The organism is Pseudomonas sp. yb_9, assembly GCF_043103635.1.
In the GTDB taxonomy this organism is placed as follows: Bacteria; Pseudomonadota; Gammaproteobacteria; order Pseudomonadales; family Pseudomonadaceae; genus Aquipseudomonas; species Aquipseudomonas monteilii.
This window is the reverse complement of record NZ_JBICKA010000112.1, coordinates 1-21,388: the sequence shown is the minus strand read 5'-3', so window position 1 is coordinate 21,388 and position 21,388 is coordinate 1. Positions and strand designations below refer to the sequence as shown.

General features: G+C 61.7%; 27 protein-coding genes and 1 pseudogene. 15 read left to right on the top strand and 13 right to left on the bottom strand.

Annotated features, from left to right (window positions below; genetic code table 11):
* Nucleotides 1–35 precede the first annotated feature (35 nt).
* The 10 genes from ACF8MI_RS27240 to ACF8MI_RS27195 form a co-directional block, all read right to left on the bottom strand.
* Nucleotides 36–308 (bottom strand): HPr family phosphocarrier protein, encoded by a 273-nt coding sequence (locus tag ACF8MI_RS27240; RefSeq protein WP_016713141.1) that lies wholly within the window; start codon nt 306–308, stop codon nt 36–38.
* Between the two features lie 20 nt (nt 309–328).
* Nucleotides 329–1,183 (bottom strand): RNase adapter RapZ, encoded by an 855-nt coding sequence (gene rapZ, locus ACF8MI_RS27235; protein ID WP_016713140.1) that lies wholly within the window; start codon nt 1,181–1,183, stop codon nt 329–331.
* 2 nt (nt 1,184–1,185) lie between these two features.
* A complete protein-coding gene (gene ptsN / locus ACF8MI_RS27230; RefSeq protein WP_015269060.1) occupies nt 1,186–1,650 on the bottom strand; it encodes a PTS IIA-like nitrogen regulatory protein PtsN in 465 nt (154 codons plus the stop codon).
* 12 nt (nt 1,651–1,662) lie between these two features.
* The gene (hpf, locus tag ACF8MI_RS27225; RefSeq protein WP_003255135.1) at nt 1,663–1,971 is read right to left on the bottom strand and encodes a ribosome hibernation-promoting factor, HPF/YfiA family; all 309 of its coding nucleotides are present in this window, start codon (nt 1,969–1,971) and stop codon (nt 1,663–1,665) included.
* A 79-nt stretch (nt 1,972–2,050) separates the two neighbouring features.
* Nucleotides 2,051–3,544 (bottom strand): RNA polymerase factor sigma-54, encoded by a 1,494-nt coding sequence (locus ACF8MI_RS27220; RefSeq protein WP_028698947.1) that lies wholly within the window; start codon nt 3,542–3,544, stop codon nt 2,051–2,053.
* A 176-nt stretch (nt 3,545–3,720) separates the two neighbouring features.
* Nucleotides 3,721–4,446 carry an LPS export ABC transporter ATP-binding protein gene (gene lptB, locus ACF8MI_RS27215; protein ID WP_012270657.1) on the bottom strand — a complete coding sequence of 242 codons (726 nt, stop codon included), beginning with the start codon at nt 4,444–4,446 and terminating at the stop codon, nt 3,721–3,723.
* Nucleotides 4,447–4,971: a lipopolysaccharide transport periplasmic protein LptA gene (gene lptA / locus ACF8MI_RS27210; protein WP_012270658.1), complete on the bottom strand. Its 525-nt coding sequence runs from the start codon at nt 4,969–4,971 to the stop codon at nt 4,447–4,449. It abuts the gene before it with no gap.
* Nucleotides 4,958–5,530, bottom strand: a complete 573-nt coding sequence (gene lptC / locus ACF8MI_RS27205; protein ID WP_019099457.1) for an LPS export ABC transporter periplasmic protein LptC — start codon at nt 5,528–5,530, stop codon at nt 4,958–4,960. The genes lptA and lptC overlap by 14 nt, the downstream gene beginning before the upstream one ends.
* 8 nt (nt 5,531–5,538) lie before the next feature.
* Nucleotides 5,539–6,063 carry an HAD family hydrolase gene (locus ACF8MI_RS27200; RefSeq protein ID WP_060501748.1) on the bottom strand — a complete coding sequence of 175 codons (525 nt, stop codon included), beginning with the start codon at nt 6,061–6,063 and terminating at the stop codon, nt 5,539–5,541.
* A gap of 11 nt (nt 6,064–6,074) precedes the next feature.
* Nucleotides 6,075–7,049 (bottom strand): SIS domain-containing protein, encoded by a 975-nt coding sequence (locus ACF8MI_RS27195; protein WP_016713135.1) that lies wholly within the window; start codon nt 7,047–7,049, stop codon nt 6,075–6,077.
* A gap of 248 nt (nt 7,050–7,297) precedes the next feature.
* On the opposite strand from ACF8MI_RS27195, the gene ACF8MI_RS27190 reads away from it, so the two are divergent.
* From ACF8MI_RS27190 to hisC, 10 genes are all read left to right on the top strand, one after another.
* Nucleotides 7,298–8,107 carry an ATP-binding cassette domain-containing protein gene (locus ACF8MI_RS27190; protein WP_012270662.1) on the top strand — a complete coding sequence of 270 codons (810 nt, stop codon included), beginning with the start codon at nt 7,298–7,300 and terminating at the stop codon, nt 8,105–8,107.
* The gene (gene mlaE, locus ACF8MI_RS27185; protein WP_016713133.1) at nt 8,107–8,904 is read left to right on the top strand and encodes a lipid asymmetry maintenance ABC transporter permease subunit MlaE; all 798 of its coding nucleotides are present in this window, start codon (nt 8,107–8,109) and stop codon (nt 8,902–8,904) included. Before ACF8MI_RS27190 ends, mlaE begins: the two co-directional genes overlap by 1 nt.
* On the top strand, nt 8,904–9,389 hold the full coding sequence (mlaD, locus tag ACF8MI_RS27180; RefSeq protein WP_016485045.1) for an outer membrane lipid asymmetry maintenance protein MlaD: 486 nt from the start codon (nt 8,904–8,906) through the stop codon (nt 9,387–9,389). Before mlaE ends, mlaD begins: the two co-directional genes overlap by 1 nt.
* 9 nt (nt 9,390–9,398) lie before the next feature.
* A complete protein-coding gene (locus ACF8MI_RS27175) occupies nt 9,399–10,046 on the top strand; it encodes a phospholipid-binding protein MlaC (RefSeq protein ID WP_060501746.1) in 648 nt (215 codons plus the stop codon).
* A complete protein-coding gene (locus ACF8MI_RS27170; RefSeq protein WP_060501744.1) occupies nt 10,043–10,345 on the top strand; it encodes a lipid asymmetry maintenance protein MlaB in 303 nt (100 codons plus the stop codon). Before ACF8MI_RS27175 ends, ACF8MI_RS27170 begins: the two co-directional genes overlap by 4 nt.
* A gap of 117 nt (nt 10,346–10,462) precedes the next feature.
* Complete coding sequence (locus ACF8MI_RS27165) at nt 10,463–10,702, top strand: BolA family protein (protein ID WP_003255121.1); 240 nt, start codon at nt 10,463–10,465, stop codon at nt 10,700–10,702.
* Nucleotides 10,703–10,725: 23 nt separating this feature from the next.
* Nucleotides 10,726–11,991 carry a UDP-N-acetylglucosamine 1-carboxyvinyltransferase gene (murA, locus tag ACF8MI_RS27160; RefSeq protein ID WP_016713130.1) on the top strand — a complete coding sequence of 422 codons (1,266 nt, stop codon included), beginning with the start codon at nt 10,726–10,728 and terminating at the stop codon, nt 11,989–11,991.
* A 91-nt stretch (nt 11,992–12,082) separates the two neighbouring features.
* Nucleotides 12,083–12,718: an ATP phosphoribosyltransferase gene (hisG, locus tag ACF8MI_RS27155; RefSeq protein WP_016713129.1), complete on the top strand. Its 636-nt coding sequence runs from the start codon at nt 12,083–12,085 to the stop codon at nt 12,716–12,718.
* A gap of 126 nt (nt 12,719–12,844) precedes the next feature.
* A complete protein-coding gene (gene hisD, locus ACF8MI_RS27150; protein ID WP_060501742.1) occupies nt 12,845–14,170 on the top strand; it encodes a histidinol dehydrogenase in 1,326 nt (441 codons plus the stop codon).
* Nucleotides 14,171–14,172: 2 nt separating this feature from the next.
* Entirely contained in the window at nt 14,173–15,219 is a 1,047-nt protein-coding gene (gene hisC / locus ACF8MI_RS27145) for a histidinol-phosphate transaminase (protein WP_060501740.1), read from the top strand.
* A gap of 40 nt (nt 15,220–15,259) precedes the next feature.
* On the opposite strand, the pseudogene ACF8MI_RS27140 reads toward hisC, so the two are convergent.
* Nucleotides 15,260–15,751 (bottom strand): annotated as a pseudogene (locus ACF8MI_RS27140) (hypothetical protein); the annotation flags it as partial.
* An 80-nt stretch (nt 15,752–15,831) separates the two neighbouring features.
* Between ACF8MI_RS27140 and ACF8MI_RS27135 the strand changes: the two are divergent.
* The 4 genes from ACF8MI_RS27135 (at nt 15,832) to ACF8MI_RS27120 (ending at nt 18,764) form a co-directional block, all read left to right on the top strand.
* Nucleotides 15,832–16,482 (top strand): FadR/GntR family transcriptional regulator, encoded by a 651-nt coding sequence (locus ACF8MI_RS27135; RefSeq protein ID WP_200928781.1) that lies wholly within the window; start codon nt 15,832–15,834, stop codon nt 16,480–16,482.
* A gap of 13 nt (nt 16,483–16,495) precedes the next feature.
* The gene (locus tag ACF8MI_RS27130; protein ID WP_060501731.1) at nt 16,496–17,776 is read left to right on the top strand and encodes an MFS transporter; all 1,281 of its coding nucleotides are present in this window, start codon (nt 16,496–16,498) and stop codon (nt 17,774–17,776) included.
* 177 nt (nt 17,777–17,953) lie between these two features.
* Entirely contained in the window at nt 17,954–18,430 is a 477-nt protein-coding gene (locus tag ACF8MI_RS27125) for a nuclear transport factor 2 family protein (protein WP_200928780.1), read from the top strand.
* The gene (locus ACF8MI_RS27120) at nt 18,423–18,764 is read left to right on the top strand and encodes a GIY-YIG nuclease family protein (RefSeq protein WP_080578098.1); all 342 of its coding nucleotides are present in this window, start codon (nt 18,423–18,425) and stop codon (nt 18,762–18,764) included. Before ACF8MI_RS27125 ends, ACF8MI_RS27120 begins: the two co-directional genes overlap by 8 nt.
* Here ACF8MI_RS27120 and yejK read toward each other — a convergent pair.
* A complete protein-coding gene (gene yejK / locus ACF8MI_RS27115; RefSeq protein ID WP_060501727.1) occupies nt 18,712–19,719 on the bottom strand; it encodes a nucleoid-associated protein YejK in 1,008 nt (335 codons plus the stop codon). The genes ACF8MI_RS27120 and yejK overlap by 53 nt on opposite strands.
* A gap of 370 nt (nt 19,720–20,089) precedes the next feature.
* Here yejK and ACF8MI_RS27110 point away from each other — a divergent pair, with 370 nt between their 5' ends.
* A complete protein-coding gene (locus ACF8MI_RS27110) occupies nt 20,090–20,371 on the top strand; it encodes an HU family DNA-binding protein (RefSeq protein ID WP_003255106.1) in 282 nt (93 codons plus the stop codon).
* Nucleotides 20,372–20,421: 50 nt separating this feature from the next.
* Here ACF8MI_RS27110 and rlmF read toward each other — a convergent pair whose 3' ends face one another.
* Nucleotides 20,422–21,372 (bottom strand): 23S rRNA (adenine(1618)-N(6))-methyltransferase RlmF, encoded by a 951-nt coding sequence (rlmF, locus tag ACF8MI_RS27105; RefSeq protein WP_200928773.1) that lies wholly within the window; start codon nt 21,370–21,372, stop codon nt 20,422–20,424.
* Nucleotides 21,373–21,388: the final 16 nt, after the last annotated feature.

Genomic DNA, 21,388 nt, shown 5'->3' with positions numbered 1-21,388 from the left:
AGGCTTGCGCGGTCCCTGTAGGACCGCGCAGGTTTTTATTCGCCTTCGTCGAAGAAGTTGTTGATCAGCTCGACCAGCGCATCCATGGCGTCGTTGTCCTGCTCACCCTCGGTAAGCAGGTGAACCTGTGTGCCTTTGCCGGCCGCCAGCATCATCACCGCCATGATGCTCTTGCCATCCACCAGCTTGTCCGGTGCGCGGCCAACCCGTACCTGGCAGGGGAAGCGGCCAGCAACGCCGACGAACTTGGCTGCCGCCCGGGCATGCAGGCCCAGCTTGTTGATGATGGTGATTTCGCGGGCGGGCATCGTGGGGCGGATCCTTGGGCTTAGAGGTCGCGGTGGCGGACCTGGACGTTTTTCAGGGATTGCTGCAGCAACTGGCCAAGGCGTTCGGTGATGTAGACCGAGCGGTGGTGGCCGCCGGTGCAGCCGATAGCAATGGTGACGTAGGCGCGGTTGCTGGCGGCGAAGCGGGGTAGCCACTTTAGCAAGTAGCTGGAAATGTCATTGAACATGTCCTCGACGTCTGGCTGTGCGGCCAGGTAGTCGGCGACCGGTTGATCAAGGCCGGAATGCTCACGCAGCTCGGGTTTCCAGTAGGGGTTGGGCAGGCAGCGTACATCGAACACCAGGTCGGCATCGACTGGCATGCCGCGCTTGAAACCAAACGACTCGACCAAAAAGGCTGTGCCGGGCTCGGGCTGGTTGAGCAGGCGCAGCTTGATCGAATCCCGTAGTTGGTACAGGTTGAGGCTGGTGGTGTCGATCTTCAGGTCTGCCAGGTCGGCAATTGGCCCCAGCAGCTCGCTCTCCACGCGAATGGCTTCTGCCAGCGAACGGTTGGCATTGGTCAGTGGATGGCGACGGCGGGTTTCCGAGAAGCGCTTGAGCAGCATGTCTTCGTCGGCATCCAGGAACACCACGTCACACTGAATGTTCCGCGCACGGGCTTCTTCGAGTAGCTCGGGGAAGCGCGTAAGGTGGCTGGGCAGGTTGCGTGCATCGATCGACACGGCAACCTTGGGTTGCAGTAATTCCGTGTTGATCAGTGCATCCTCCGCCAGCTGCGGCAGCAGCCCGGCGGGCAGGTTGTCAATGCAGTAAAAACCGTTGTCTTCCAGGACATCGAGGGCGGTGCTCTTGCCGGAGCCGGACCGGCCGCTGACGATGATCAGGCGCATGTTCAGTGCTCGTTCTGTACGTCCAGGACAACCTGGAACAGGGCCTCACTGCTGGTGGCCGCACGCAAGCGATCACGGACCTCCTTGCGATCGAGCATGCTGGCGATCTGACGCAGCAGTTCCAGATGCGCATCGGTGGCGGCTTCGGGTACCAGCAGTACAAACAGCAGGTCCACGGGCGCGCCATCGATAGCGTCGTAATCAATAGGTGCTTCCAGGTGCAGCAGGGCGCTAACCGGCGCTGAACAGCCTTCAAGGCGGCAGTGCGGAATGGCGATGCCATTGCCGAAACCGGTCGATCCGAGTTTTTCGCGGGCGACCAGCTTTTCGAAGACGTCTTGCATCTCCAGTTCTGGCACTTGTTCGGCGATGACGGTGGCGACCTTTTCCAGGGCGCGCTTCTTGCTGCCGCCCGGCACGTTCACGAGTGAACGGCCGGGGGTCAGGATGGTTTCAAGTCGGATCATGGATGAGGGGGATCAGCGGGCAGCTGCACCTTGCAGCAGGCTTTGCTGTTTTTCCTTGTGTTTTTTCAGTTGGCGGTCGAGCTTGTCGGCCAAGGCGTCGATCGCTGCATACATGTCTTCGTGTTCGGCGTTGGCTACCACTTCGCCGCCGGGAATCTGCAGGGTCGCCTCGACCTTCTGCTGCAGCTTCTCGACTTTCATGATGACCTGCACGTTGGTGATTTTGTCGAAGTGACTCTCCACGCGGGCGAGCTTTTCAAGCACGTAATCGCGCAGTGGCTGGGTGACTTCTACATGCTGTCCACTGATATTGACTTGCATACAGCTTCTCCTTTGTTGCCCGTGCATAAAGAGGCAGGTCTTGCACCTGCCCCACAAACGCTGTGGCACATCTCAGGCGCTACATCAGTCGCTTGCGTTCACTCGACGGTGCGATGCCGAGGGACTCGCGGTACTTGGCGACGGTGCGACGGGCTACCTGGATGCCTTGTGCCTCCAGTAAACCAGCGATCTTGCTGTCACTCAATGGCTTTTTCTGATTTTCCGCCGCAACCAGTTTTTTGATGATCGCGCGGATCGCCGTGGACGAGCATTCTCCGCCTTCGGAGGTGCTGACGTGGCTGGAGAAAAAGTATTTCAGTTCGTAGATGCCACGCGGTGTGTGCATGTACTTCTGCGTAGTAACCCGCGAAATGGTCGACTCGTGCATGCCCACCGCTTCTGCGATGTCATGCAGCACCAGCGGCTTCATGGCTTCGTCACCATGGTCAAGGAAACCGCGCTGGTGCTCGACGATCTGTGTGGCGACCTTCATCAGGGTTTCGTTGCGGCTTTGCAGGCTTTTGATGAACCAGCGCGCTTCCTGCAACTGGTTGCGCATGAAGGTGTTGTCGGCGCTGGTATCAGCACGGCGCACGAAGCCGGCGTACTGCGGGTTGACGCGCAGGCGCGGAATAGCCTCCTGGTTCAGCTCCACCAGCCAGCGGTCGCTGTCTTTGCGCACGATGACGTCAGGCACCACGTACTCGGGCTCGCTGGACTCGATTTGCGAGCCGGGGCGCGGGTTGAGGCTCTGTACCAGTTCGATCACCTGGCGCAGCTCGTCTTCCTTGATTTTCATGCGCCGCATCAGCTGGCTGTAATCGCGGCTGCCGAGCAGGTCGATGAAATCGGTGACCAGGCGCTTGGCTTCGGTCATCCAGGGGGTGCTGGCAGGCAACTGGCGCAGTTGCAGCAGCAGGCATTCGCCCAGGTTGCGCGCGCCGACGCCGGCTGGCTCGAACTGCTGGATGCGGTGCAGCACCGCTTCGACCTCGTCCAGCTCGATATCCAGCTCCGGGTCGAAACCGGCGCAGATTTCCTCAAGGGTGTCTTCCAGGTAGCCCTGGCCATTGATGCTGTCGATCAGCGTGACGGCGATCAGGCGGTCGGTGTCGGACATCGGCGCCAGGTTCAGTTGCCACAGCAGGTGGCTCTGCAAGCTCTCGCCGGCTGAGGTGCGGGTGGTGAAGTCCCACTCGTCGTCATCGTTGCTTGGCAGGCTGCTGGCGCTGGTCTGGTAGATGTCTTCCCAGGCGGTATCGACCGGAAGCTCGTTGGGGATGCGCTCGCTCCACTCACCGTCTTCCAGGTTGTCGGCACTGACGGTGCTTTCCTGGAAACTGTTGTCCTGGACTTCGGCGGCCGGCTTGTTCTCGGCGTTGTCCGCCATCGGGTCGCTGTTATCGAAGTCGTCGCCGTCTTCCTGACGTTCGAGCATCGGGTTCGACTCCAGCGCTTCCTGGATTTCCTGTTGGAGGTCCAGGGTGGAAAGCTGGAGCAGGCGGATGGCCTGTTGCAACTGCGGTGTCATCGTCAGTTGCTGGCCCATTTTTAGGACGAGCGATGGTTTCATGGCTGGGGCTTAATACCTTGTTCGCCGGCGCGCATGCGCCATCCACTACACGAGGGCGCCGGGGCGCCAGATCAAGCAAGTTTTATGCCTTAAATTGTAGCGTTTGCCTAGAGCACTGTAACAACTTTCACCCCGGTTTCCGGGCGATATGCCAGTACTCCAGGCATGTGCCGGGGTCAGAGCCGGAACTCGTGACCCAGGTAAACCTCTTTGACCAGATCGTTGGCCAGGATGGTCTCGGCATCGCCTTCGGCGATCAGGCGGCCATCGTTGACGATATAGGCGGTTTCGCAGATATCCAGGGTTTCGCGCACGTTGTGGTCGGTGATCAGTACACCGATACCCTTGGCCTTGAGGTGGTGGATGATCTGCTTGATGTCGCCGACCGAAATCGGGTCGACGCCAGCGAACGGTTCGTCCAGCAGGATGAACTTGGGGGCAGTGGCCAGGGCGCGGGCAATCTCGACCCGGCGGCGTTCACCACCGGACAGGCTCATGCCGAGGTTGTCGCGGATATGGCTGATGTGGAACTCCTGCAGCAGGCTTTCCAGCTCTTTGCGGCGCCCTTCGCGGTCGAGGTCCTTGCGGGTCTCGAGGATGGCCATGATATTGTCGGCCACCGACAGCTTGCGGAAGATCGAGGCCTCCTGCGGCAGGTAGCCGATGCCGGCGCGGGCGCGGCCGTGCATGGGCTGGTGGCTGACATCGAGGTTATCGATAAGCACGCGCCCCTGCTCGGCCTGGACCAGCCCGACAATCATGTAGAAGCAAGTGGTCTTGCCGGCGCCGTTAGGGCCAAGCAGGCCGACGATCTGGCCGCTGTCGATCGACAGGCTGACGTCACGTACCACCTGCCGCCCCTTGTAGCTCTTGGCCAGGTGCTGGGCTTTGAGGGTTGCCATTTACTCGGCCTTCTTCTTGGGCTGGATCACCATGTCGATACGCTGACGCGGTGTGGTCACGTTGCCACCGCGACCCGCAGTCGCCACCTGGGTCTGGGTGTTGTAGACGATTTTCTCGCCTTCGGTGGTGTTGCCCTCGTTCTCGACCTTGGCACGATCGGTGAGGATCACCAGATCCTTCTGCGACTGGTACTGGATGGTGACGCCCCAGCCTTTCATCTTGTCCGGCTTGGCCGCGCTCTGCTGCTGCTCGAAGTAGGCCAGGTTGCCCACCGAGGTCACCACGTCGATGTCGCCAGAGGCGGAACGGGTGATGGTCACGGTGTTGCCTTTGATCATCATCGAACCCTGGGTGATGATCACGTCGCCGGTGTAGGTGGCCACGCCTTGCTTGTCGTCCAGGTGGGCATTGTCGGCCTGGATACGGATCGGCTGGTCACGGTCGTTCGGCAGGGCGAGGGCGCTCGCGCTTCCCAGTGCTGCGCTCAGGCTGAGCAAAAGGGGGAGGGTTTTAACGAGCCTCATACTGTCCTCTTACGTTAGAGAGCAAGTCCATCTTGCCTTCTTTCAAATACGCTTTCATTCCTTTGCCCGTAGTAGTGCCACCGGCGCCGTCGATTCTAACGGCTTGCTCGGTCTGCGCATATTGCTTCTGCGGGAACACGGTCATGCGTGAGCTGGTAATGATGGTTTCGCGCTGCTTTTCGTCAGTGCGGGCAACCCGTACCTTGTCGATCAGTTCGACCTCGGTACCGTCCGGGTTGACCTCGGCGCGGGTGCTCTGCACATGCCACGGGTATTCGGTACCGCGGTACATGTGCAAGTCCGGCGTGGTCAGCAGGGTGATTTCACTGGCCTTGAGGTGTTCGACCTTGTCGGCGGTCATCTCGTACTGCAGTTTGCCGTCGGGCAGAAACTGCACGCTGTGGGCGTTGATCGCATAGTAGTCGATAGCGCTTTCGTCGACCTGGGCCACCGGCTTGTCGAGGAAGCTTTCCGGGCTGACATTCCAGTAGCCGATCGCCACCAGCAGGGCAGCGATCACTGCGAGCAGCGCAGCATTGCGGGCTTTCTTGCTGAACATGGGCAGCCTTACAGGTAATTGGCGTTGGCAGCGTCCAGGGTACCCTGGGCCTGCATGATCAGTTCGCAGAATTCACGGGCCGCTCCCTCGCCGCCGCGTGCCTGGGTCACACCGTGGGCGTGCTGGCGAACGAACGGCGCGGCGTTGGCCACGGCCATGCCCAATGCTACCCGACGAATGACCGGCAGGTCCGGCAGGTCGTCGCCCAGGTAGGCTACTTGATCATAGCTTAGGCCCAGTTCGGCGAGCAGGCCGTCAAGCACGACCAATTTGTCTTCGCGGCCCTGGTACAGGTGCGGGATACCGAGGTTTCTGGCGCGGCGCTCGACCACCGGGGTCTTGCGGCCGCTGATGATCGCGGTGGTCACGCCCGAATTCATGAGCATCTTGATGCCCTGGCCGTCGAGGGTGTTGAAGGTCTTGAATTCACTGCCGTCTTCGAGGAAGTACAGGCGCCCGTCGGTGAGCACGCCGTCCACGTCGAACACTGCCAGCTTGATGTGCTTGCCGCGTTGCATGAGGTCCTGGTTCATTCCATCGCTCCTTACATTACGCCGGCGCGCAGCAGGTCGTGCATGTTCAAGGCACCGGTGGGGCGGTCTTCGCGATCCACCACTACCAGGGCCCCGATCTTGTGGTCTTCCATGATCTTCAGGGCTTCGGCGGCAAGCATTTCGGCACGTGCCGTCTTGCCATGCACGGTCATGACCTGATCGATCAGGGTGGTGTGCACGTCGATGTTGCGGTCCAGGCTGCGGCGCAGGTCACCGTCGGTGAAGATCCCGGCCAGCTTGCCGTCAGCTTCGACAATCACGGTCATGCCCAAACCTTTGCGGGACATTTCAAGGAGCGCGTCCTTGAGCAGCGTGCCGCGCGGTACCTGAGGCAGTTCGTCGCCGGCATGCATCACGTTTTCGACCTTGAGCAGCAGGCGTCGGCCCAGTGCGCCGCCCGGGTGCGAGAAGGCAAAGTCCTCGGCGGTGAAGCCTCGGGCTTCGAGCAGGGCGATGGCCAGGCAGTCACCCAATACCAGCGATGCGGTGGTAGAGGAGGTGGGCGCCAGGTTCAGCGGGCAGGCCTCTTGCTCGACGCGGGCATCAAGGTTGACCTCGGCAGCCTGGGCCAGCGGCGAATCCGGGTTGCCGGTGAGGCTGATCAGCTTGATGCCCAGGCGCTTGATCAGGGGCAGCAAGGTGACGATCTCTGCGGTGCTGCCGGAATTCGACAGGGCAAGGATGACATCCTCGCGGGTGATCATGCCCATGTCGCCATGGCTGGCTTCGGCCGGGTGCACGAAAAATGCCGGGGTGCCGGTGCTGGCCAGGGTCGCGGCGATCTTGTTGCCGATGTGCCCGGACTTGCCCATGCCGACCACGACAACCCGGCCCTTGCAGGCCTGGATCAGTTCGCAGGCCTTAACGAAATTGTCGTCGATGCGCGCCAGCAGGGCCTCTACGGCCTCGAGTTCCAGGCGCAGGGTGCGTTGGGCGGATTGGATCAGCTCGCTGGATTGGCTCATGTCGAAAAAGCAATGCCTGATGAAAAGGCCGCGATTATACGCGCAATGACAAAAACCCTCACCCTTTCGATTGCTGTAGCGAATGTCATCAAAGCCTGTCTCAGGGCTGAACGACTCGTTGCCCGGCCTTGGGGCGGCGCTGTCAGCGGTGCTATAGTTCGCCGCTATTCGGCCTGCCAGGGGTGCGTGTGCCTTCCTGATGGAGGCCGGCGTCCATTAGGACGAGGCTGCACTAGCAAGGAGTCTAGATGAGTGTGGATAGCGCCTACGCGGTCGAGTTGAAGGGGGTTACCTTCAAACGCGGTTCGCGCAGCATTTTCAGCAATGTCGACATTCGCATCCCGCGCGGCAAGGTCACCGGCATCATGGGGCCATCGGGTTGCGGCAAGACCACGTTGCTCCGCCTGATGGGCGCGCAGCTGCGCCCCTCCAGCGGTGAGGTATGGGTTGCCGGGCAAAACCTGCCGACGCTGTCGCGCAGCGACCTGTTCGACGCCCGCAAGCAGATGGGTGTGCTGTTCCAGAGCGGCGCGCTGTTCACCGACCTCGATGTGTTCGAGAACGTCGCGTTCCCGCTGCGCGTGCACACCCAGCTGTCGGACGAGATGATCCGTGACATCGTGTTGATGAAGCTGCAGGCCGTGGGGCTGCGCGGTGCCATCGACCTGATGCCCGACGAGCTGTCTGGCGGCATGAAGCGCCGTGTGGCGCTGGCCCGGGCCATTGCCCTGGACCCGCAGATCCTCATGTACGACGAACCGTTCGTCGGCCAGGACCCGATCGCCATGGGCGTACTGGTGCGCCTGATCCGTCTGCTCAACGATGCGTTAGGCATCACCAGCATCGTCGTGTCCCACGACCTGGCAGAAACCGCCAGCATTGCCGACTACATCTATGTGGTGGGGGACGGCCAGGTGTTGGGCCAGGGCACGCCCGATGAGCTGATGGGGTCGGACAACCCACGGATTCGCCAGTTCATGAAGGGCGACCCGGACGGCCCGGTTCCCTTCCACTTTCCTGCGCCTGATTACCGCGCCGACCTGCTGGGGGCGCGTTGATGCGCAGAAGATCCTTACTCGAACGTGTCCGCCTGCTGGGTCGCTCGGCGATCGACGTGCTGGCGGTTCTGGGGCGTTCCTGCCTGTTCCTGTTCCATGCACTGATCGGCCGCGGCGGCATCGGCGGCGGTTTCCAGTTGCTGACCAAGCAGCTGTACTCGGTAGGCGTGCTGTCGCTGGCGATCATCGTCGTGTCCGGGGTGTTCATCGGCATGGTGCTGGCGCTGCAGGGCTACAGCATCCTGACCAAATACGGTTCGGAGCAGGCGGTGGGTCAGATGGTCGCCCTGACCCTGCTGCGTGAACTTGGCCCGGTGGTGACGGCGCTGCTGTTCGCCGGCCGTGCAGGCTCCGCACTGACCGCTGAAATTGGCAACATGAAGTCCACCGAGCAGCTGTCGAGCCTGGAAATGATCGGCGTCGACCCGCTCAAGTACATCGTCGCGCCACGCCTTTGGGCCGGTTTCATCTCGCTGCCGCTGCTGGCGCTGATATTCAGCGTGGTCGGCATCTGGGGCGGCTCGTGGGTGGCCGTGGACTGGCTGGGTGTTTACGAGGGCTCGTTCTGGGCCAACATGCAGAACAGTGTTTCCTTTACCGACGACGTGCTCAACGGGTTGATCAAGAGCCTGGTGTTCGCCTTCGTCACGACCTGGATCGCCGTATTCCAGGGGTACGACTGTGAGCCCACCTCAGAAGGGATCAGCCGTGCCACCACCAAGACCGTGGTCTACGCCTCGTTGGCAGTGCTGGGTCTGGACTTTATTCTGACCGCCTTGATGTTTGGAGATTTCTGATGCAAAACCGCACCCTGGAAATCGGTGTCGGCCTGTTCCTCCTGGCCGGGATCCTGGCGCTGCTGCTGCTGGCCCTGCGTGTCAGCGGGCTGTCGGCCAGCCCGAGCAGCGATACCTATAAAGTTTATGCCTACTTCGACAATATCGCCGGTTTGACGGTCAGAGCTAAAGTGACCATGGCCGGTGTGACGATCGGCAAGGTTACCGCCATCGATCTGGACCGTGATTCCTACACCGGTCGGGTGACGCTGCAGCTGGACAAGTCGGTGGACAACCTGCCGACCGACTCCACTGCCTCGATCCTGACCGCCGGCTTGCTTGGCGAGAAGTACATCGGCATCAGCGTGGGCGGCGAAGACCAGGTGCTCAAGGACGGTGCGACCATCCACGACACCCAGTCGGCACTGGTGCTGGAAGATCTGATTGGCAAGTTCCTGCTCAACTCCGTTGGTAAGGAACCGAAAGAAGCGCAACCGGCTAATTAAGGAGTTTCCATGATTTCGATCCTGCGACGTGGCCTGCTGGTTTTGCTGGCGGCCTTCCCCCTGATGGCCCTGGCCGCGCAGTCGCCGCACGACGTGGTGCAGAGCACCACCACCGAGCTGTTGGGTGAGCTCAAGGCCAACAAGGAGCAGTACAAGTCCAACCCGCAAGCTTTCTACGACACCCTTGACCGGATCCTCGCGCCGGTGGTCGATGCCGACGGTATTTCCAGAAGCATCATGACCGTCAAGTACTCGCGCAAGGCCACGCCCGAGCAGATGCAGCGCTTCCAGGAAAACTTCAAGCGCAGCCTGTTCCAGTTCTACGGTAACGCGCTACTGGAGTACAACAACCAGGGCATCGTCGTAGACCCGGCCAAAGCCGATGACGGCAAGCGCGCGTCCGTAGGCATGAAGGTCACCGGCAACAATGGCGCCGTATACCCGGTGCAGTACACCCTGGAAAACCTGGGTGGAGAATGGAAAGTGCGTAACGTCATCGTCAACGGCATCAACATCGGCAAGCTGTTCCGCGACCAGTTCGCCGATGCCATGCAGCGCAACGGCAACGACCTGGACAAGACCATCGATGGCTGGGCCGGTGAAGTGGCCAAGGCCAAGCAGGCTGCCGACAGCTCGCCAGAGAAGACTGTCAAATGAGTGAGGCCGCTGTAAGCATGGCCGAGCCGGGCGTGCTGCGCCTGGCCGGTGTGCTGGATTACCGTAGCGGCCCGGTCCTGCGCAAGCAGGGCAAGGCACTGATCGCGGCTTGCCGCGAGGCGCAGCTGGTGCTGGATTGCTCGGCGGTGCAGCACTCCACCAGCGTAGGTCTGTCGCTGTTGCTGGCATTCATGCGCGACGCCCAGGGCGCCGGCAAAGGCTGCCAGGTGCGCAGCATGCCTGAGGACATGCGGGAAATTGCCGGGGTCTATGACCTCGATGAAGTGCTGGCAACCTGATGGCCCGGCGCGGATGATGGCCCCTCGGTCAGCGAAACCCTCGTTGGGCTTCGCAGGCGAGGGGCTTTTTTGTATGATGGCCGACCCGTGCGCATCGGGCGCCGATTGAGGTTGAGCATGCAGGCCGTAGAAGTTAAAAGCTTCCTTGAAGAGAAATTGCCGGGTTCCCGGGTCGAAGTTGAAGGCGAAGGCTGCAACTTCCAGTTGAACGTGATCAGCGACGAGTTGGCTGGCCTGAGCCCGGTCAAACGCCAGCAGGCGATCTATGCTCACCTGAATCCGTGGATTGCCAATGGCAGCATCCATGCGGTAACCATGAAATTTTTCAGCAGCGCAGCCTGGGCTGAGCGCACCTGAGCCAACGTGGCGGCGAGATTCCAATGGACAAACTGATTATTACTGGCGGCGCTCGCCTTGACGGCGAGATCCGCATTTCGGGCGCGAAGAACGCAGCCCTGCCAATTCTGGCGGCTACCCTGCTGGCTGACGGCCCGGTCACCGTGGGCAACCTGCCGCACCTGCACGACATCACCACCATGATCGAGCTGTTCGGCCGCATGGGCATCGAGCCTGTGATCGACGAAAAGCTGGCGGTGGAGATCGACCCACGTACCATCAAGACCCTGGTCGCGCCTTACGAGCTGGTCAAGACCATGCGCGCCTCGATCCTGGTGCTGGGCCCGATGGTTGCCCGTTTCGGCGAAGCCGAAGTGGCCCTGCCTGGCGGTTGCGCCATCGGCTCACGCCCGGTCGACCTGCACATCCGTGGCCTCGAAGCCATGGGCGCGAAAATCGAAGTGGAAGGCGGCTACATCAAGGCCAAGGCGCCTGAGGGCGGCCTGCGCGGTGCGCACTTCTTCTTCGACACCGTCAGCGTGACCGGTACCGAAAACATCATGATGGCCGCTGCCCTGGCCAAAGGCCGCAGCGTGCTGCAGAACGCCGCGCGTGAGCCGGAAGTGGTCGACCTGGCCAACTTCATCAATGCCATGGGTGGCAACGTCCAGGGCGCTGGCACCGACACCATCACCATCGATGGCGTCGAGCGCCTGCACTCGGCCAACTACCGCGTGATGCCGGACCGCATCGAGACCGGTACCTACCTGGTCGCTGCTGCCGTGACCGGCGGCCGTGTCAAGGTCAAGGACACCGACCCGACCATCCTTGAAGCCGTACTGGAAAAACTCAAGGAAGCCGGCGCCGACATCAACACCGGCGAAGACTGGATCGAGCTGGACATGCACGGCAAGCGGCCGAAAGCCGTCAACCTGCGTACCGCTCCGTACCCGGCGTTCCCGACCGACATGCAGGCGCAGTTCATCTCGCTGAACGCCATTGCCGAAGGCACGGGCGCGGTGATCGAGACCATCTTCGAAAACCGTTTCATGCATGTTTACGAAATGCACCGCATGGGCGCGCAGATCCAGGTCGAAGGCAACACTGCCATCGTCACTGGCGTGAAAGCGCTGAAGGGTGCCCCGGTCATGGCCACCGACTTGCGGGCTTCCGCCAGCCTGGTGCTGTCGGCGCTGGTTGCCGAAGGCGATACCCTGATTGATCGCATCTACCACATCGACCGTGGTTACGAGTGCATCGAAGAGAAACTGCAGATGCTCGGCGCGAAAATCCGCCGCGTACCGGGCTAGTAGCCCGAAGGTGCATGGACGCACCCTTTGAATTGAATGCGGCCAGGTCGATGACCTGGCCGGCAGCAGCCGCTTAAGGACCGACGTTCCAATGTTGACCATCGCGCTTTCCAAAGGCCGTATTCTCGACGATACCCTGCCGTTGCTGGCCGAGGCCGGTATCGTGCCGACCGAGAACCCGGACAAGAGCCGCAAACTGATCATCCCCACCACGCAGGACGACGTGCGCCTGCTGATCGTGCGTGCTACCGACGTGCCGACCTATGTCGAGCATGGTGCCGCCGACCTGGGTGTGGCCGGCAAGGACGTGCTGATGGAGTACGGCGGCCAGGGCCTGTATGAGCCCCTGGACCTGCAGATTGCCCAGTGCAAGCTGATGACGGCTGGCGCGGTTGGCGCGCCTGAGCCCAAGGGCCGCCTGCGCGTGGCCACCAAGTTCGTCAACGTAGCCAAGCGTTACTACGCCGAACAGGGGCGTCAGGTCGACATCATCAAGCTGTACGGCTCTATGGAACTGGCACCGCTGATCAACCTCGCCGACAAGATCATCGACGTGGTCGACACCGGCAACACCCTACGTGCAAACGGCCTGGAGCCCCAGGAACTGATCGCCACGATCAGCTCGCGCCTGGTGGTCAACAAGGCCTCCATGAAAATGCAGCACGCCCGTATCCAGAGCCTGATCGACACGCTTCGTCAAGCGGTCGAATCGCGACACCGCGGCTGACTCCTGCGCGCGGCCTTCGCTGTCGCGCCCGTCTATCCGCGTCATAGCCATTTTTCTCGGGTGCCCGCGCGGATGGACTGGTAGCCTAGGGCGCCTGAGCATTCGCTAATAATCGAGGCCCTCGCCATGACCGTGTCCACTGCAATTGCCCGTCTCAACGCCGCTGATCCGGATTTCGCCCGACATCTGGATCATCTGCTGAGCTGGGAAAGTGTGTCCGATGACGCGGTCAACCAGCGCGTGCTCGACATCATCAAGGCCGTGCGTGAGCGCGGTGATGCGGCGCTGGTCGAGTTCACCCAGCGTTTTGATGGCGTAGATGCCAAGTCGATTGACGACCTGATCCTCAATCGTGAACGCCTGGAACTGGCGCTGACCCGCATCACCCCGGCACAGCGCGAAGCCCTGGAAACAGCCGCCAATCGCGTGCGCATGTACCACGAGCGGCAGAAGCAGGATTCCTGGCAGTACACCGAGGCCGATGGCACCGTGCTCGGTCAGAAAGTCACCCCACTGGACCGTGCGGGCCTGTATGTGCCAGGCGGCAAGGCGTCGTACCCGTCGTCGGTACTGATGAACGCCATCCCGGCCAAGGTTGCCGGCGTCGCCGAAGTGGTGATGGTGGTGCCAACCCCGCGTGGTGAGGTCAACGAACTGGTGCTGGCGGCCGCGTGCATTGCGGGTGTCGACCGTGTGTTCACCGTCGGTGGTGCCCAGGCTGTTGCCGCGCTGGCCTACGGTACCGAAAGCGTGCCGCAGGTGGACAAGATCGTCGGCCCTGGCAACATCTACGTTGCCACTGCCAAGCGCCATGTGTTCGGCCAGGTGGGTATCGACATGATCGCCGGCCCTTCGGAAATTCTTGTGGTGTGCGATGGCCAGACCGACCCGGACTGGATCGCCATGGACCTGTTCTCCCAGGCCGAGCACGACGAAGACGCCCAGGCCATTCTGGTCAGCCCGGATGCCGCCTTCCTCGACCGCGTTGCCGCCAGCATCGACAAGCTGATGCCGACCATGGAGCGTGCCGAAATCATCGAGAAGTCGATCAACGGCCGTGGTGCACTGATTCAGGTGCGTGACATGCATCAGGCAATGGAGGTGGCCAACCGCATTGCGCCGGAACACCTGGAACTGTCGGTGGCCGACCCGCAAGCCTGGTTGCCGCACATTCGCCACGCTGGCGCGATCTTCATGGGCCGCCACACCAGCGAAGCGCTGGGCGATTACTGTGCCGGTCCCAACCACGTGTTGCCGACCTCTGGCACCGCACGTTTCTCGTCGCCGCTGGGGGTGTACGACTTCCAGAAGCGTTCGTCGATCATTTTCTGCTCCGAGCAGGGTGCGTCCGAGCTGGGCCACACCGCGTCGGTCCTGGCCCGTGGCGAGTCGCTGACCGCCCACGCCCGCAGTGCTGAATACCGTATCCTGACCCAAGAGAAGGGGAACTGAGCATGAGTCGATTCTGGAGCCCCTTCGTCAAGGACCTGGTGCCTTACGTGCCGGGCGAGCAGCCCAAGCTGGCCCGTCTGGTCAAGCTCAACACCAACGAAAACCCCTATGGCCCATCGCCCAAGGCGCTGGAGGCCATGCGCGGTGAGTTGAACGATAACCTGCGCCTTTACCCGGACCCGAACGGTGACCGCCTCAAGCAAGCGGTGGCCGACTACTACGGCGTAACCCCGGCGCAAGTGTTTGTCGGCAATGGCTCGGATGAGGTGTTGGCGCACATCTTCCACGGCCTGTTCCAGCACGATGCACCGCTGTTGTTCCCGGACATCAGCTACAGCTTCTACCCGGTCTACTGTGGCCTCTACGGTATTGCCTTCGAGCAGGTGGCGCTGGACGAGCAGTTCCAGATCCGCATCGAGGACTACAACAAGCCCAACGCCGGCATCATCTTCCCCAACCCCAACGCGCCGACAGGTTGCCTGATGCCGCTGCAGGCGGTGGAGCAGTTGCTGCAGGCCAACCGTGACTCGGTGGTGGTGGTGGATGAGGCTTACATCGATTTCGGCGGTGAGACGGCCATCAGCCTGGTGGACCGCTACGACAACCTGCTGGTCACCCAGACGCTGTCGAAGTCGCGCTCGCTGGCTGGCCTGCGGGTTGGCCTGGCGGTGGGGCATCCGGACCTGATCGAGGCACTGGAGCGGATCAAGAACAGCTTCAACTCCTACCCGCTGGACCGAGCGGCGATCGTAGGTGCTGCGGTGGCGTTCGAAGACCGTGAGTACTTCGAAGAAACCTGCCGTAAAGTGATCGACAGCCGCGAAGCGTTGGTCGGGCAGTTGCAAGCCAAGGGCTTTGACGTGTTGCCTTCGGCTGCCAACTTCATCTTCGCCCGCCACCCTCAGCAGGATGCTGCCGAGCTGGCGGCACGCCTGCGCGAGCAGGGCGTGATCGTGCGTCACTTCAAGCAGCAACGTATTGCCCAGTTCCTGCGCATTACCATCGGCACGCCAGAGATGAACCAGGCGTTGCTTGATGCGTTGAACTAAAGCATTGTCGGGCGCGCCTCTATAAAGAGCGCGCCCGGCATTAATAAATGCTTCCTTCTATGGCAAACGCTTTGCCAGCCGGCCGGTTACGCACCGCCGCTGGTGTGCCATCGAGCACCAGCACATACGCCGGTATCACCCAGCAAGGGATGTGCCATCCAGTAGCCATTCCGGCAGCAGTTTCAGGCCCATGTGACCCCATGTGACGTAACACGGTGGGGGCGACCGAGGTTTGCGCGGGCAGGCTGTACAGGTGGTTCGGCCCAGGGTTTTCCGCTGGAATGCCGGGTTGCGAAAGCTCTTGGTTCAACGGCTTGTTGCTGGCAATGAAGATGGTTTTTACCTGCTCCGAAATACCGCCATGCGCTTTGCCCGAGTAATCCCGCCCATGGTCCGTGCTGACGATCACCAGCCAGTCTTCCTGCGGGTTCAGGCGCTGGCGCTCATCGACCTTGTCCAGTAAATGGCCAATCTGGCTGTCGAGGGTGCGCAACGACTGTAGATAGCGTTCGCCAAAGCCGCTGTCGTGGCCAGCAGAAATGTCAGGTGGTTTGCGGCGTCGACCGCCCTCCAGTAAGCTGTGAAAATTCATCGGATGATTGGTTGAGTGCAATGAATACAGAGCTGACCAAACGTTCCCTGGTTGAGCTTGCCGTGGATCGCATGCGTGAGCGCATCGTGCTGGGCGATTGGCAGGTCGGTCAGCGACTGCCCACCGAGCCGGAGTTGGCCCTGCAACTGGGCATCAGCCGCAATACCGTGCGCGAAGCCATGCGTGTGCTGGCATTCAGCGGCCTGGTGGAAATTCGCCAAGGTGACGGTAGCTACCTGCGCACGGCCCAGGACCCGCTGCAGGCGGTGCAGGCGATGTCTCGCTGCACCGCTGAGCAGGCCCGGGAAACCCGTCACATCCTCGAAGCCGAAGCCATCGGCTTGGCGGCGCTGCGCCGTACCGATGCCGATCTGCAGGCGCTACGCGATGCGCTGGCCAGCAGTGCCGGGCACTTTCACGGGGATGTCGATGCTTATGTGGCCTGCGACCTGGTGTTCCACCAGCGGTTGGTCGATGCCGCCCACAACCCGGCGTTAAGCGAGCTGTATCGCTACTTTTCCGGGGTGATGGCTGCCGCGCTGCAACGCAACATGGCGACTGTTCCGCGCTGCCAGGCCACGTTCGACCTGCACGGCCAGATCCTCGAAGCCATCGAACAACGCGACGCGGAGCGGGCCAAGCGCCTGAGCCGCACCCTCATCGAATCCTGACACCGAGAAGGCCATGGCTGAACCCATCACCCGCAATACCCCGCCGAATGAGCGGGACCTCGATGAGCTGCTGATCGATGCCGAGGCTGACGACGAGCAGGTGCAGCGGCAGCCTGTGGTGTTGCGGCGGCCCTGGCTGTTGCTGCTGGGCCTGGTGCTGGTGGCCTTGAACCTGCGCCCGGCGTTGTCGAGCATGGCGCCGGTGCTGGGGCTGGTGTCTGAAGGGCTGGGGCTGAGTGCCTCGCAGGCGGGCTTGCTGACCACCTTGCCGGTGCTGTGCCTGGGGTTGTTCGCCCCGCTGGCACCCGTGCTGGCGCGGCGTTTTGGCAGTGAGCGGGTGATCCTCGGCATTCTTGTCACGTTGGCGCTGGGTATCGGGGTGCGAAGCGCCTTCGGCCCCGTTGGCGTGTTCCTCGGCAGCCTGATGGCGGGGGCCAGCATTGGCATTATCGGTGTGCTGCTGCCGGGTATCGTCAAGCGCGACTTCCCTCAGCATGCTGGTACGCTGACCGGTGTGTACACCATGGCGTTGTGCCTGGGCGCCGCCATGGCGGCGGGCGCTACCGTACCGTTGGCCCAGCATTTTGGCGGTAGCTGGGCACTTGGGCTGGGCTTCTGGGTGCTGCCGGCCTTGCTGGCCATGCTGGTGTGGCTGCCGCAGGCCCGCCAGGGGCATGGCCTGCACAAGGTGGCCTACCGGGTGCGGGGCCTGTGGCGCGATCCGCTGGCCTGGCAGGTGACCTTGTACATGGGCTTGCAGTCATCGCTGGCTTACATCGTGTTCGGTTGGTTGCCATCGATCCTGATAGGCCGTGGCCTGAGCCCGACCGAGGCTGGACTGGTGTTGTCGGGGTCGGTGATCGTGCAGTTGATTAGCTCGCTGAGTGCGCCTTGGCTGGCCACCCGTGGCAAGGACCAACGCCTGGCGATCGTGCTGGTCATGTTGATTACCCTGGCGGGCCTGTTCGGTTGCCTGTATGCGCCGGTTTCGGGGCTGTGGGGTTGGGCCGTTGTGCTGGGCCTGGGGCAGGGCGGTACTTTTGCCCTGGCGCTGACCCTGATTGTGCTGCGTTCGAAAGACGCGCATGTAGCGGCGAACCTGTCGAGCATGGCGCAGGGCGTGGGTTACACCTTGGCATCGATGGGGCCGTTTGCGGTGGGGCTGGTGCATGACCTGACCGGGGGCTGGGCGGCGCTGGGGTGGATTTTTGCGGTATTGGGGATGGGTGCCATCGTGTTCGGGCTGGGTGCCGGGCGGGCGTTGCATGTGCAGGTGACGAGCGAAAAAGTCTGAGACTGATGGTGGCAGTACCGGCCTCTTCGCGGGCAAGCCCGCTCCCACAGGATCACCACAGATTCGAGGTTTGTGCGGTCTCTGTGGGAGCGGGCTTGCCCGCGAAGAGGCCGGTACTGGCATAAGCCATCGGGGGAGATTATCGTGCTGGTTTCGACCCCAGCACGGATCTGCCCCATGAGCGACGCCAACCGCGACCTGATCTCCCGCTTCTACCAGGCCTTCCAGCGCCTGGACGCCGAGGCCATGGTGGCCTGCTACAGCGACGATATTGTTTTCAGCGACCCGGTTTTCGGTACCCTGCGCGGCAAGGATGCAGGCGATATGTGGCGTATGCTCACCCGCCGCGCCAAGAACTTCACCCTGACGTTCGACAACATCCGCGCCGATGAGCGCAGTGGCGGCGCGCACTGGGTGGCCACCTACCTGTTCACCCAGACCGACCGTGTTGTGGTCAACGACATCCAGGCGCGTTTTGTCATTCGTGATGGGCTGATCTGCCAGCATGACGACACCTTCGACCTGTGGCGCTGGTCGCGGCAGGCCTTGGGTATGCCTGGTGTATTGCTGGGCTGGTCGCCGCTGGTGCGGAACAAGGTTCGCCTGAAGGCATTCAAGGGATTGCGCGCATTCCAGCAGGCCCAAGGTGAGTGAAACCGTCGAATCCGTTGTTGGCAAACCCTGGTATGTCTATCTGGTAAGGGCCGCCAACGGCTCGCTGTACTGCGGCATCAGCGATGACCCTCAGCGGCGTTTTGCGGCGCACCAGAAGGGGCAGGGCGCCCGCTACTTCAAGACCAGTCCGGCCCAGGCACTGGTGTATGTGGAGCAATGGCCGGATAAAGGCGAGGCTTTGCGCCAGGAGCGGCTGGTAAAGCGGCTGCGCAAATCGGCAAAGGAGGCACTCGTGGCCTCCTTTACCGGCTTTGAGGGGATTAGTCCTTGCGCCGCTTCAACTGATCCACCAGCGTTGTCGGCAGCCCCTTGATGATCAGGGTGCCTGCCGCCTCGTCATACTCCACTTTGTCGCCCAGCAAGTGTGCCTCGAAGCTGATCGACAGCCCCTCGGCACGCCCGGTGAAGCGGCGGAACTGGTTGAGGGTGCGCTTGTCCGCCGGGATTTCTGGCGACAGGCCATAGTCCTTGTTGCGGATGTGGTCGTAGAACGCTTTGGGCCGATCTTCGTCGATCAGGCTGGACAGCTCTTCCAGTGTTACCGGTTCGCCCAGCTTGGTCTGGGTGGTGGCGTACTCGACCAGGGTCTGGGTCTTTTCGCGGGCGGACGCTTCCGGCAGGTCTTCGCTCTCGACGAAGTCACTGAAGGCTTTGAGCAGGGTACGGGTTTCGCCCGGGCCGTCTACACCCTCCTGGCAGCCGATGAAGTCGCGGAAGTAATCCGACACTTTCTTGCCGTTCTTGCCCTTGATGAACGAGATGTACTGCTTGGAGTTCTGGTTGTTCTTCCACTCCGACAGGTTGATGCGTGCCGCCAGGTGCAACTGGCCAAGGTCGAGGTGGCGCGAAGGCATCACGTCGAGTTCGGCGTTCACCGCTACCCCTTCGCTGTGGTGCAGCAGGGCAATGGCCAGATATTCGGTCATGCCTTGCTGGTAATGGGCGAACAGGATATGGCCGCCCGTGGACAGGTTGGACTCTTCCATCAGCTTCTGCAGGTGTTCCACGGCAATGCGGCTGAAGGCGGTAAAGTCCTTTTCTTCGTCCAGGTACTGCTTCAGCCAGCCGCTCAACGGGTAGGCGCCCGACTCACCGTGGAAAAAGCCCCAGGCCTTGCCTTGCTTGGCGTTGTAGCTGTCATTGAGGTCGGCCAGCAGGTTCTCGATGGCATCGGAGGCGGCCAGTTCGGAGTCGCGAGCATGCAGCACCGCGGGGCTGCCATCAGGCTTTTTGTCGATCAGGTGAACGATGCAATGACGGATTGGCATGGGATTCTCGGCGAGCTGCAAAAGTTGCCAAGTTTACCCTAGACGCAAGGTGATGCAGTGGCCGTATGTTGGCAGATATGTCGGTTGTTCGTTTTTTGTTCAGTTTTGTGCGTTTTAAGCTAAAACCCCCGAAAAACCTGCATTTAATCGAAGTGCGCAGCGGATATTTATCTGCTCCTGTGGTAGTTTTGCGCGGTCTTGTGCCCCTCGTGTGGCGCATTGCTGGCAGCGTGCTGTCGTCGTGTCGAACCAAACGCCGATTTACGTATCTACATACGCGATTGGCGCGGCCCTCCACTTTCAGGGGCTGGCCCGATAACGTCGTAGTTCGCAGCATAACCATCGAATTTGATAGGGAAGGAACACCACCATGGCATTGACCAAAGACCAACTGATTGCCGACATCGCCGAATCGATCGCCGCGCCAAAAGCCACCGCCAAGAACGCTCTGGAGCAACTGGGCCAGATCGTTGCCGACCAACTGGAAAACGGCGCTGAAATCACCCTGCCAGGCATCGGCAAGCTGAAAGTCTCCGAGCGTCCTGCCCGCACCGGCCGCAACCCTTCGACTGGCGCTGCCATCGAAATCGCTGCCAAGAAAGTCGTCAAGTTCGTTCCAGCCAAAGTGCTGACCGACGCCATCAACAAGTAATTGTTGAAGTGTTGACGAAACCGCGCCCGGCTTGCCCGGGCGCGGTTTTTTCATGCCTGCGATTTACGCTGGGCGTGCCAGGCCTGGCGCGTGGCATCGTCAAGGAAGCTCCAGGCGACCATGCGGCTCTGTTTCTGCCCCTGGCCCATTTCGATGATGCGTACGGCTTTGGCGCCTGCCTTCTTCAGTGCGGTCTCGATGCCCGGCAAGTTACTGGCCTTGGACACAAGGCTGGTGAACCACAGCACCCGCTCGGCGTATTGCACGCTCTCGCTGACCAGTTGGGTAACAAAGCGGATTTCGCCGCCCTCACACCACAGTTCATTGTTCTGGCCACCGAAGTTGAGCACAGGCAACTTGCGCTTGGGGTCTTGCTTGCCCAGGTTCTTCCACTTGCGCTGGCTACCACGGGTGGCTTCTTCGCGTGAGGCATGGAAGGGCGGGTTGCACAGGGTCAGGTCGAAGCGTTCGTCATTCTGCAGCAGGCCGCTGAGGATGTGCGTGCGGTTAGCCTGTTGGCGCAGGGTAATGGCCTTGCCCAGCCCATTGGCCTGCACGATGGCCTTGGCCGATGCCAGGGCAACGGGGTCGATGTCCGAGCCGAGGAAGCGCCAGCGGTAGTCGCTGTGGCCTAGCAACGGGTAGATGCAGTTGGCACCCACGCCGATGTCCAGCGCACGCACCTGGGCGCCCTTGGGGATCTCACCGGTATTGTCGTCGGCCAGCAGGTCGGCGGCCACATGGATGTAGTCGGCGCGGCCGGGAATCGGTGGGCACAGGTAGTCGGCGGGGATATCCCAGTGCTGGATGCCGTACTGGGCCTTGAGCAGGGCACGGTTGAACACTCGCACGGCTTCAGGGTTGGCGAAGTCGATGCTCGGTTTGCCGTGGGGATTGATGATGGTGAAGCGGGCAAGGTCCGGGTGGGCCTTGATCAGGCTGGGGAAGTCGTAGCGGCCCTGGTGGCGGTTGCGCGGGTGCAGGGTGGGTTTCTGAATCATGGTGGGGTCCTGAAAA

What these genes read in the sequence shown, in the direction of transcription:
- ACF8MI_RS27240 (WP_016713141.1), bottom strand. Translation starts at nt 308, where the DNA reads ATGCCCGCCCGCGAAATCACCATCATCAACAAGCTGGGCCTGCATGCC.
- rapZ (WP_016713140.1), bottom strand. Translation starts at nt 1,183, where the DNA reads ATGCGCCTGATCATCGTCAGCGGCCGGTCCGGCTCCGGCAAGAGCACC.
- ptsN (WP_015269060.1), bottom strand. Translation starts at nt 1,650, where the DNA reads ATGATCCGACTTGAAACCATCCTGACCCCCGGCCGTTCACTCGTGAAC.
- hpf (WP_003255135.1), bottom strand. Translation starts at nt 1,971, where the DNA reads ATGCAAGTCAATATCAGTGGACAGCATGTAGAAGTCACCCAGCCACTG.
- ACF8MI_RS27220 (WP_028698947.1), bottom strand. Translation starts at nt 3,544, where the DNA reads ATGAAACCATCGCTCGTCCTAAAAATGGGCCAGCAACTGACGATGACA.
- lptB (WP_012270657.1), bottom strand. Translation starts at nt 4,446, where the DNA reads ATGGCAACCCTCAAAGCCCAGCACCTGGCCAAGAGCTACAAGGGGCGG.
- lptA (WP_012270658.1), bottom strand. Translation starts at nt 4,971, where the DNA reads ATGAGGCTCGTTAAAACCCTCCCCCTTTTGCTCAGCCTGAGCGCAGCA.
- lptC (WP_019099457.1), bottom strand. Translation starts at nt 5,530, where the DNA reads ATGTTCAGCAAGAAAGCCCGCAATGCTGCGCTGCTCGCAGTGATCGCT.
- ACF8MI_RS27200 (WP_060501748.1), bottom strand. Translation starts at nt 6,063, where the DNA reads ATGAACCAGGACCTCATGCAACGCGGCAAGCACATCAAGCTGGCAGTG.
- ACF8MI_RS27195 (WP_016713135.1), bottom strand. Translation starts at nt 7,049, where the DNA reads ATGAGCCAATCCAGCGAGCTGATCCAATCCGCCCAACGCACCCTGCGC.
- ACF8MI_RS27190 (WP_012270662.1), top strand. Translation starts at nt 7,298, where the DNA reads ATGAGTGTGGATAGCGCCTACGCGGTCGAGTTGAAGGGGGTTACCTTC.
- mlaE (WP_016713133.1), top strand. Translation starts at nt 8,107, where the DNA reads ATGCGCAGAAGATCCTTACTCGAACGTGTCCGCCTGCTGGGTCGCTCG.
- mlaD (WP_016485045.1), top strand. Translation starts at nt 8,904, where the DNA reads ATGCAAAACCGCACCCTGGAAATCGGTGTCGGCCTGTTCCTCCTGGCC.
- ACF8MI_RS27175 (WP_060501746.1), top strand. Translation starts at nt 9,399, where the DNA reads ATGATTTCGATCCTGCGACGTGGCCTGCTGGTTTTGCTGGCGGCCTTC.
- ACF8MI_RS27170 (WP_060501744.1), top strand. Translation starts at nt 10,043, where the DNA reads ATGAGTGAGGCCGCTGTAAGCATGGCCGAGCCGGGCGTGCTGCGCCTG.
- ACF8MI_RS27165 (WP_003255121.1), top strand. Translation starts at nt 10,463, where the DNA reads ATGCAGGCCGTAGAAGTTAAAAGCTTCCTTGAAGAGAAATTGCCGGGT.
- murA (WP_016713130.1), top strand. Translation starts at nt 10,726, where the DNA reads ATGGACAAACTGATTATTACTGGCGGCGCTCGCCTTGACGGCGAGATC.
- hisG (WP_016713129.1), top strand. Translation starts at nt 12,083, where the DNA reads ATGTTGACCATCGCGCTTTCCAAAGGCCGTATTCTCGACGATACCCTG.
- hisD (WP_060501742.1), top strand. Translation starts at nt 12,845, where the DNA reads ATGACCGTGTCCACTGCAATTGCCCGTCTCAACGCCGCTGATCCGGAT.
- hisC (WP_060501740.1), top strand. Translation starts at nt 14,173, where the DNA reads ATGAGTCGATTCTGGAGCCCCTTCGTCAAGGACCTGGTGCCTTACGTG.
- ACF8MI_RS27135 (WP_200928781.1), top strand. Translation starts at nt 15,832, where the DNA reads ATGAATACAGAGCTGACCAAACGTTCCCTGGTTGAGCTTGCCGTGGAT.
- ACF8MI_RS27130 (WP_060501731.1), top strand. Translation starts at nt 16,496, where the DNA reads ATGGCTGAACCCATCACCCGCAATACCCCGCCGAATGAGCGGGACCTC.
- ACF8MI_RS27125 (WP_200928780.1), top strand. Translation starts at nt 17,954, where the DNA reads ATGAGCGACGCCAACCGCGACCTGATCTCCCGCTTCTACCAGGCCTTC.
- yejK (WP_060501727.1), bottom strand. Translation starts at nt 19,719, where the DNA reads ATGCCAATCCGTCATTGCATCGTTCACCTGATCGACAAAAAGCCTGAT.
- ACF8MI_RS27110 (WP_003255106.1), top strand. Translation starts at nt 20,090, where the DNA reads ATGGCATTGACCAAAGACCAACTGATTGCCGACATCGCCGAATCGATC.
- rlmF (WP_200928773.1), bottom strand. Translation starts at nt 21,372, where the DNA reads ATGATTCAGAAACCCACCCTGCACCCGCGCAACCGCCACCAGGGCCGC.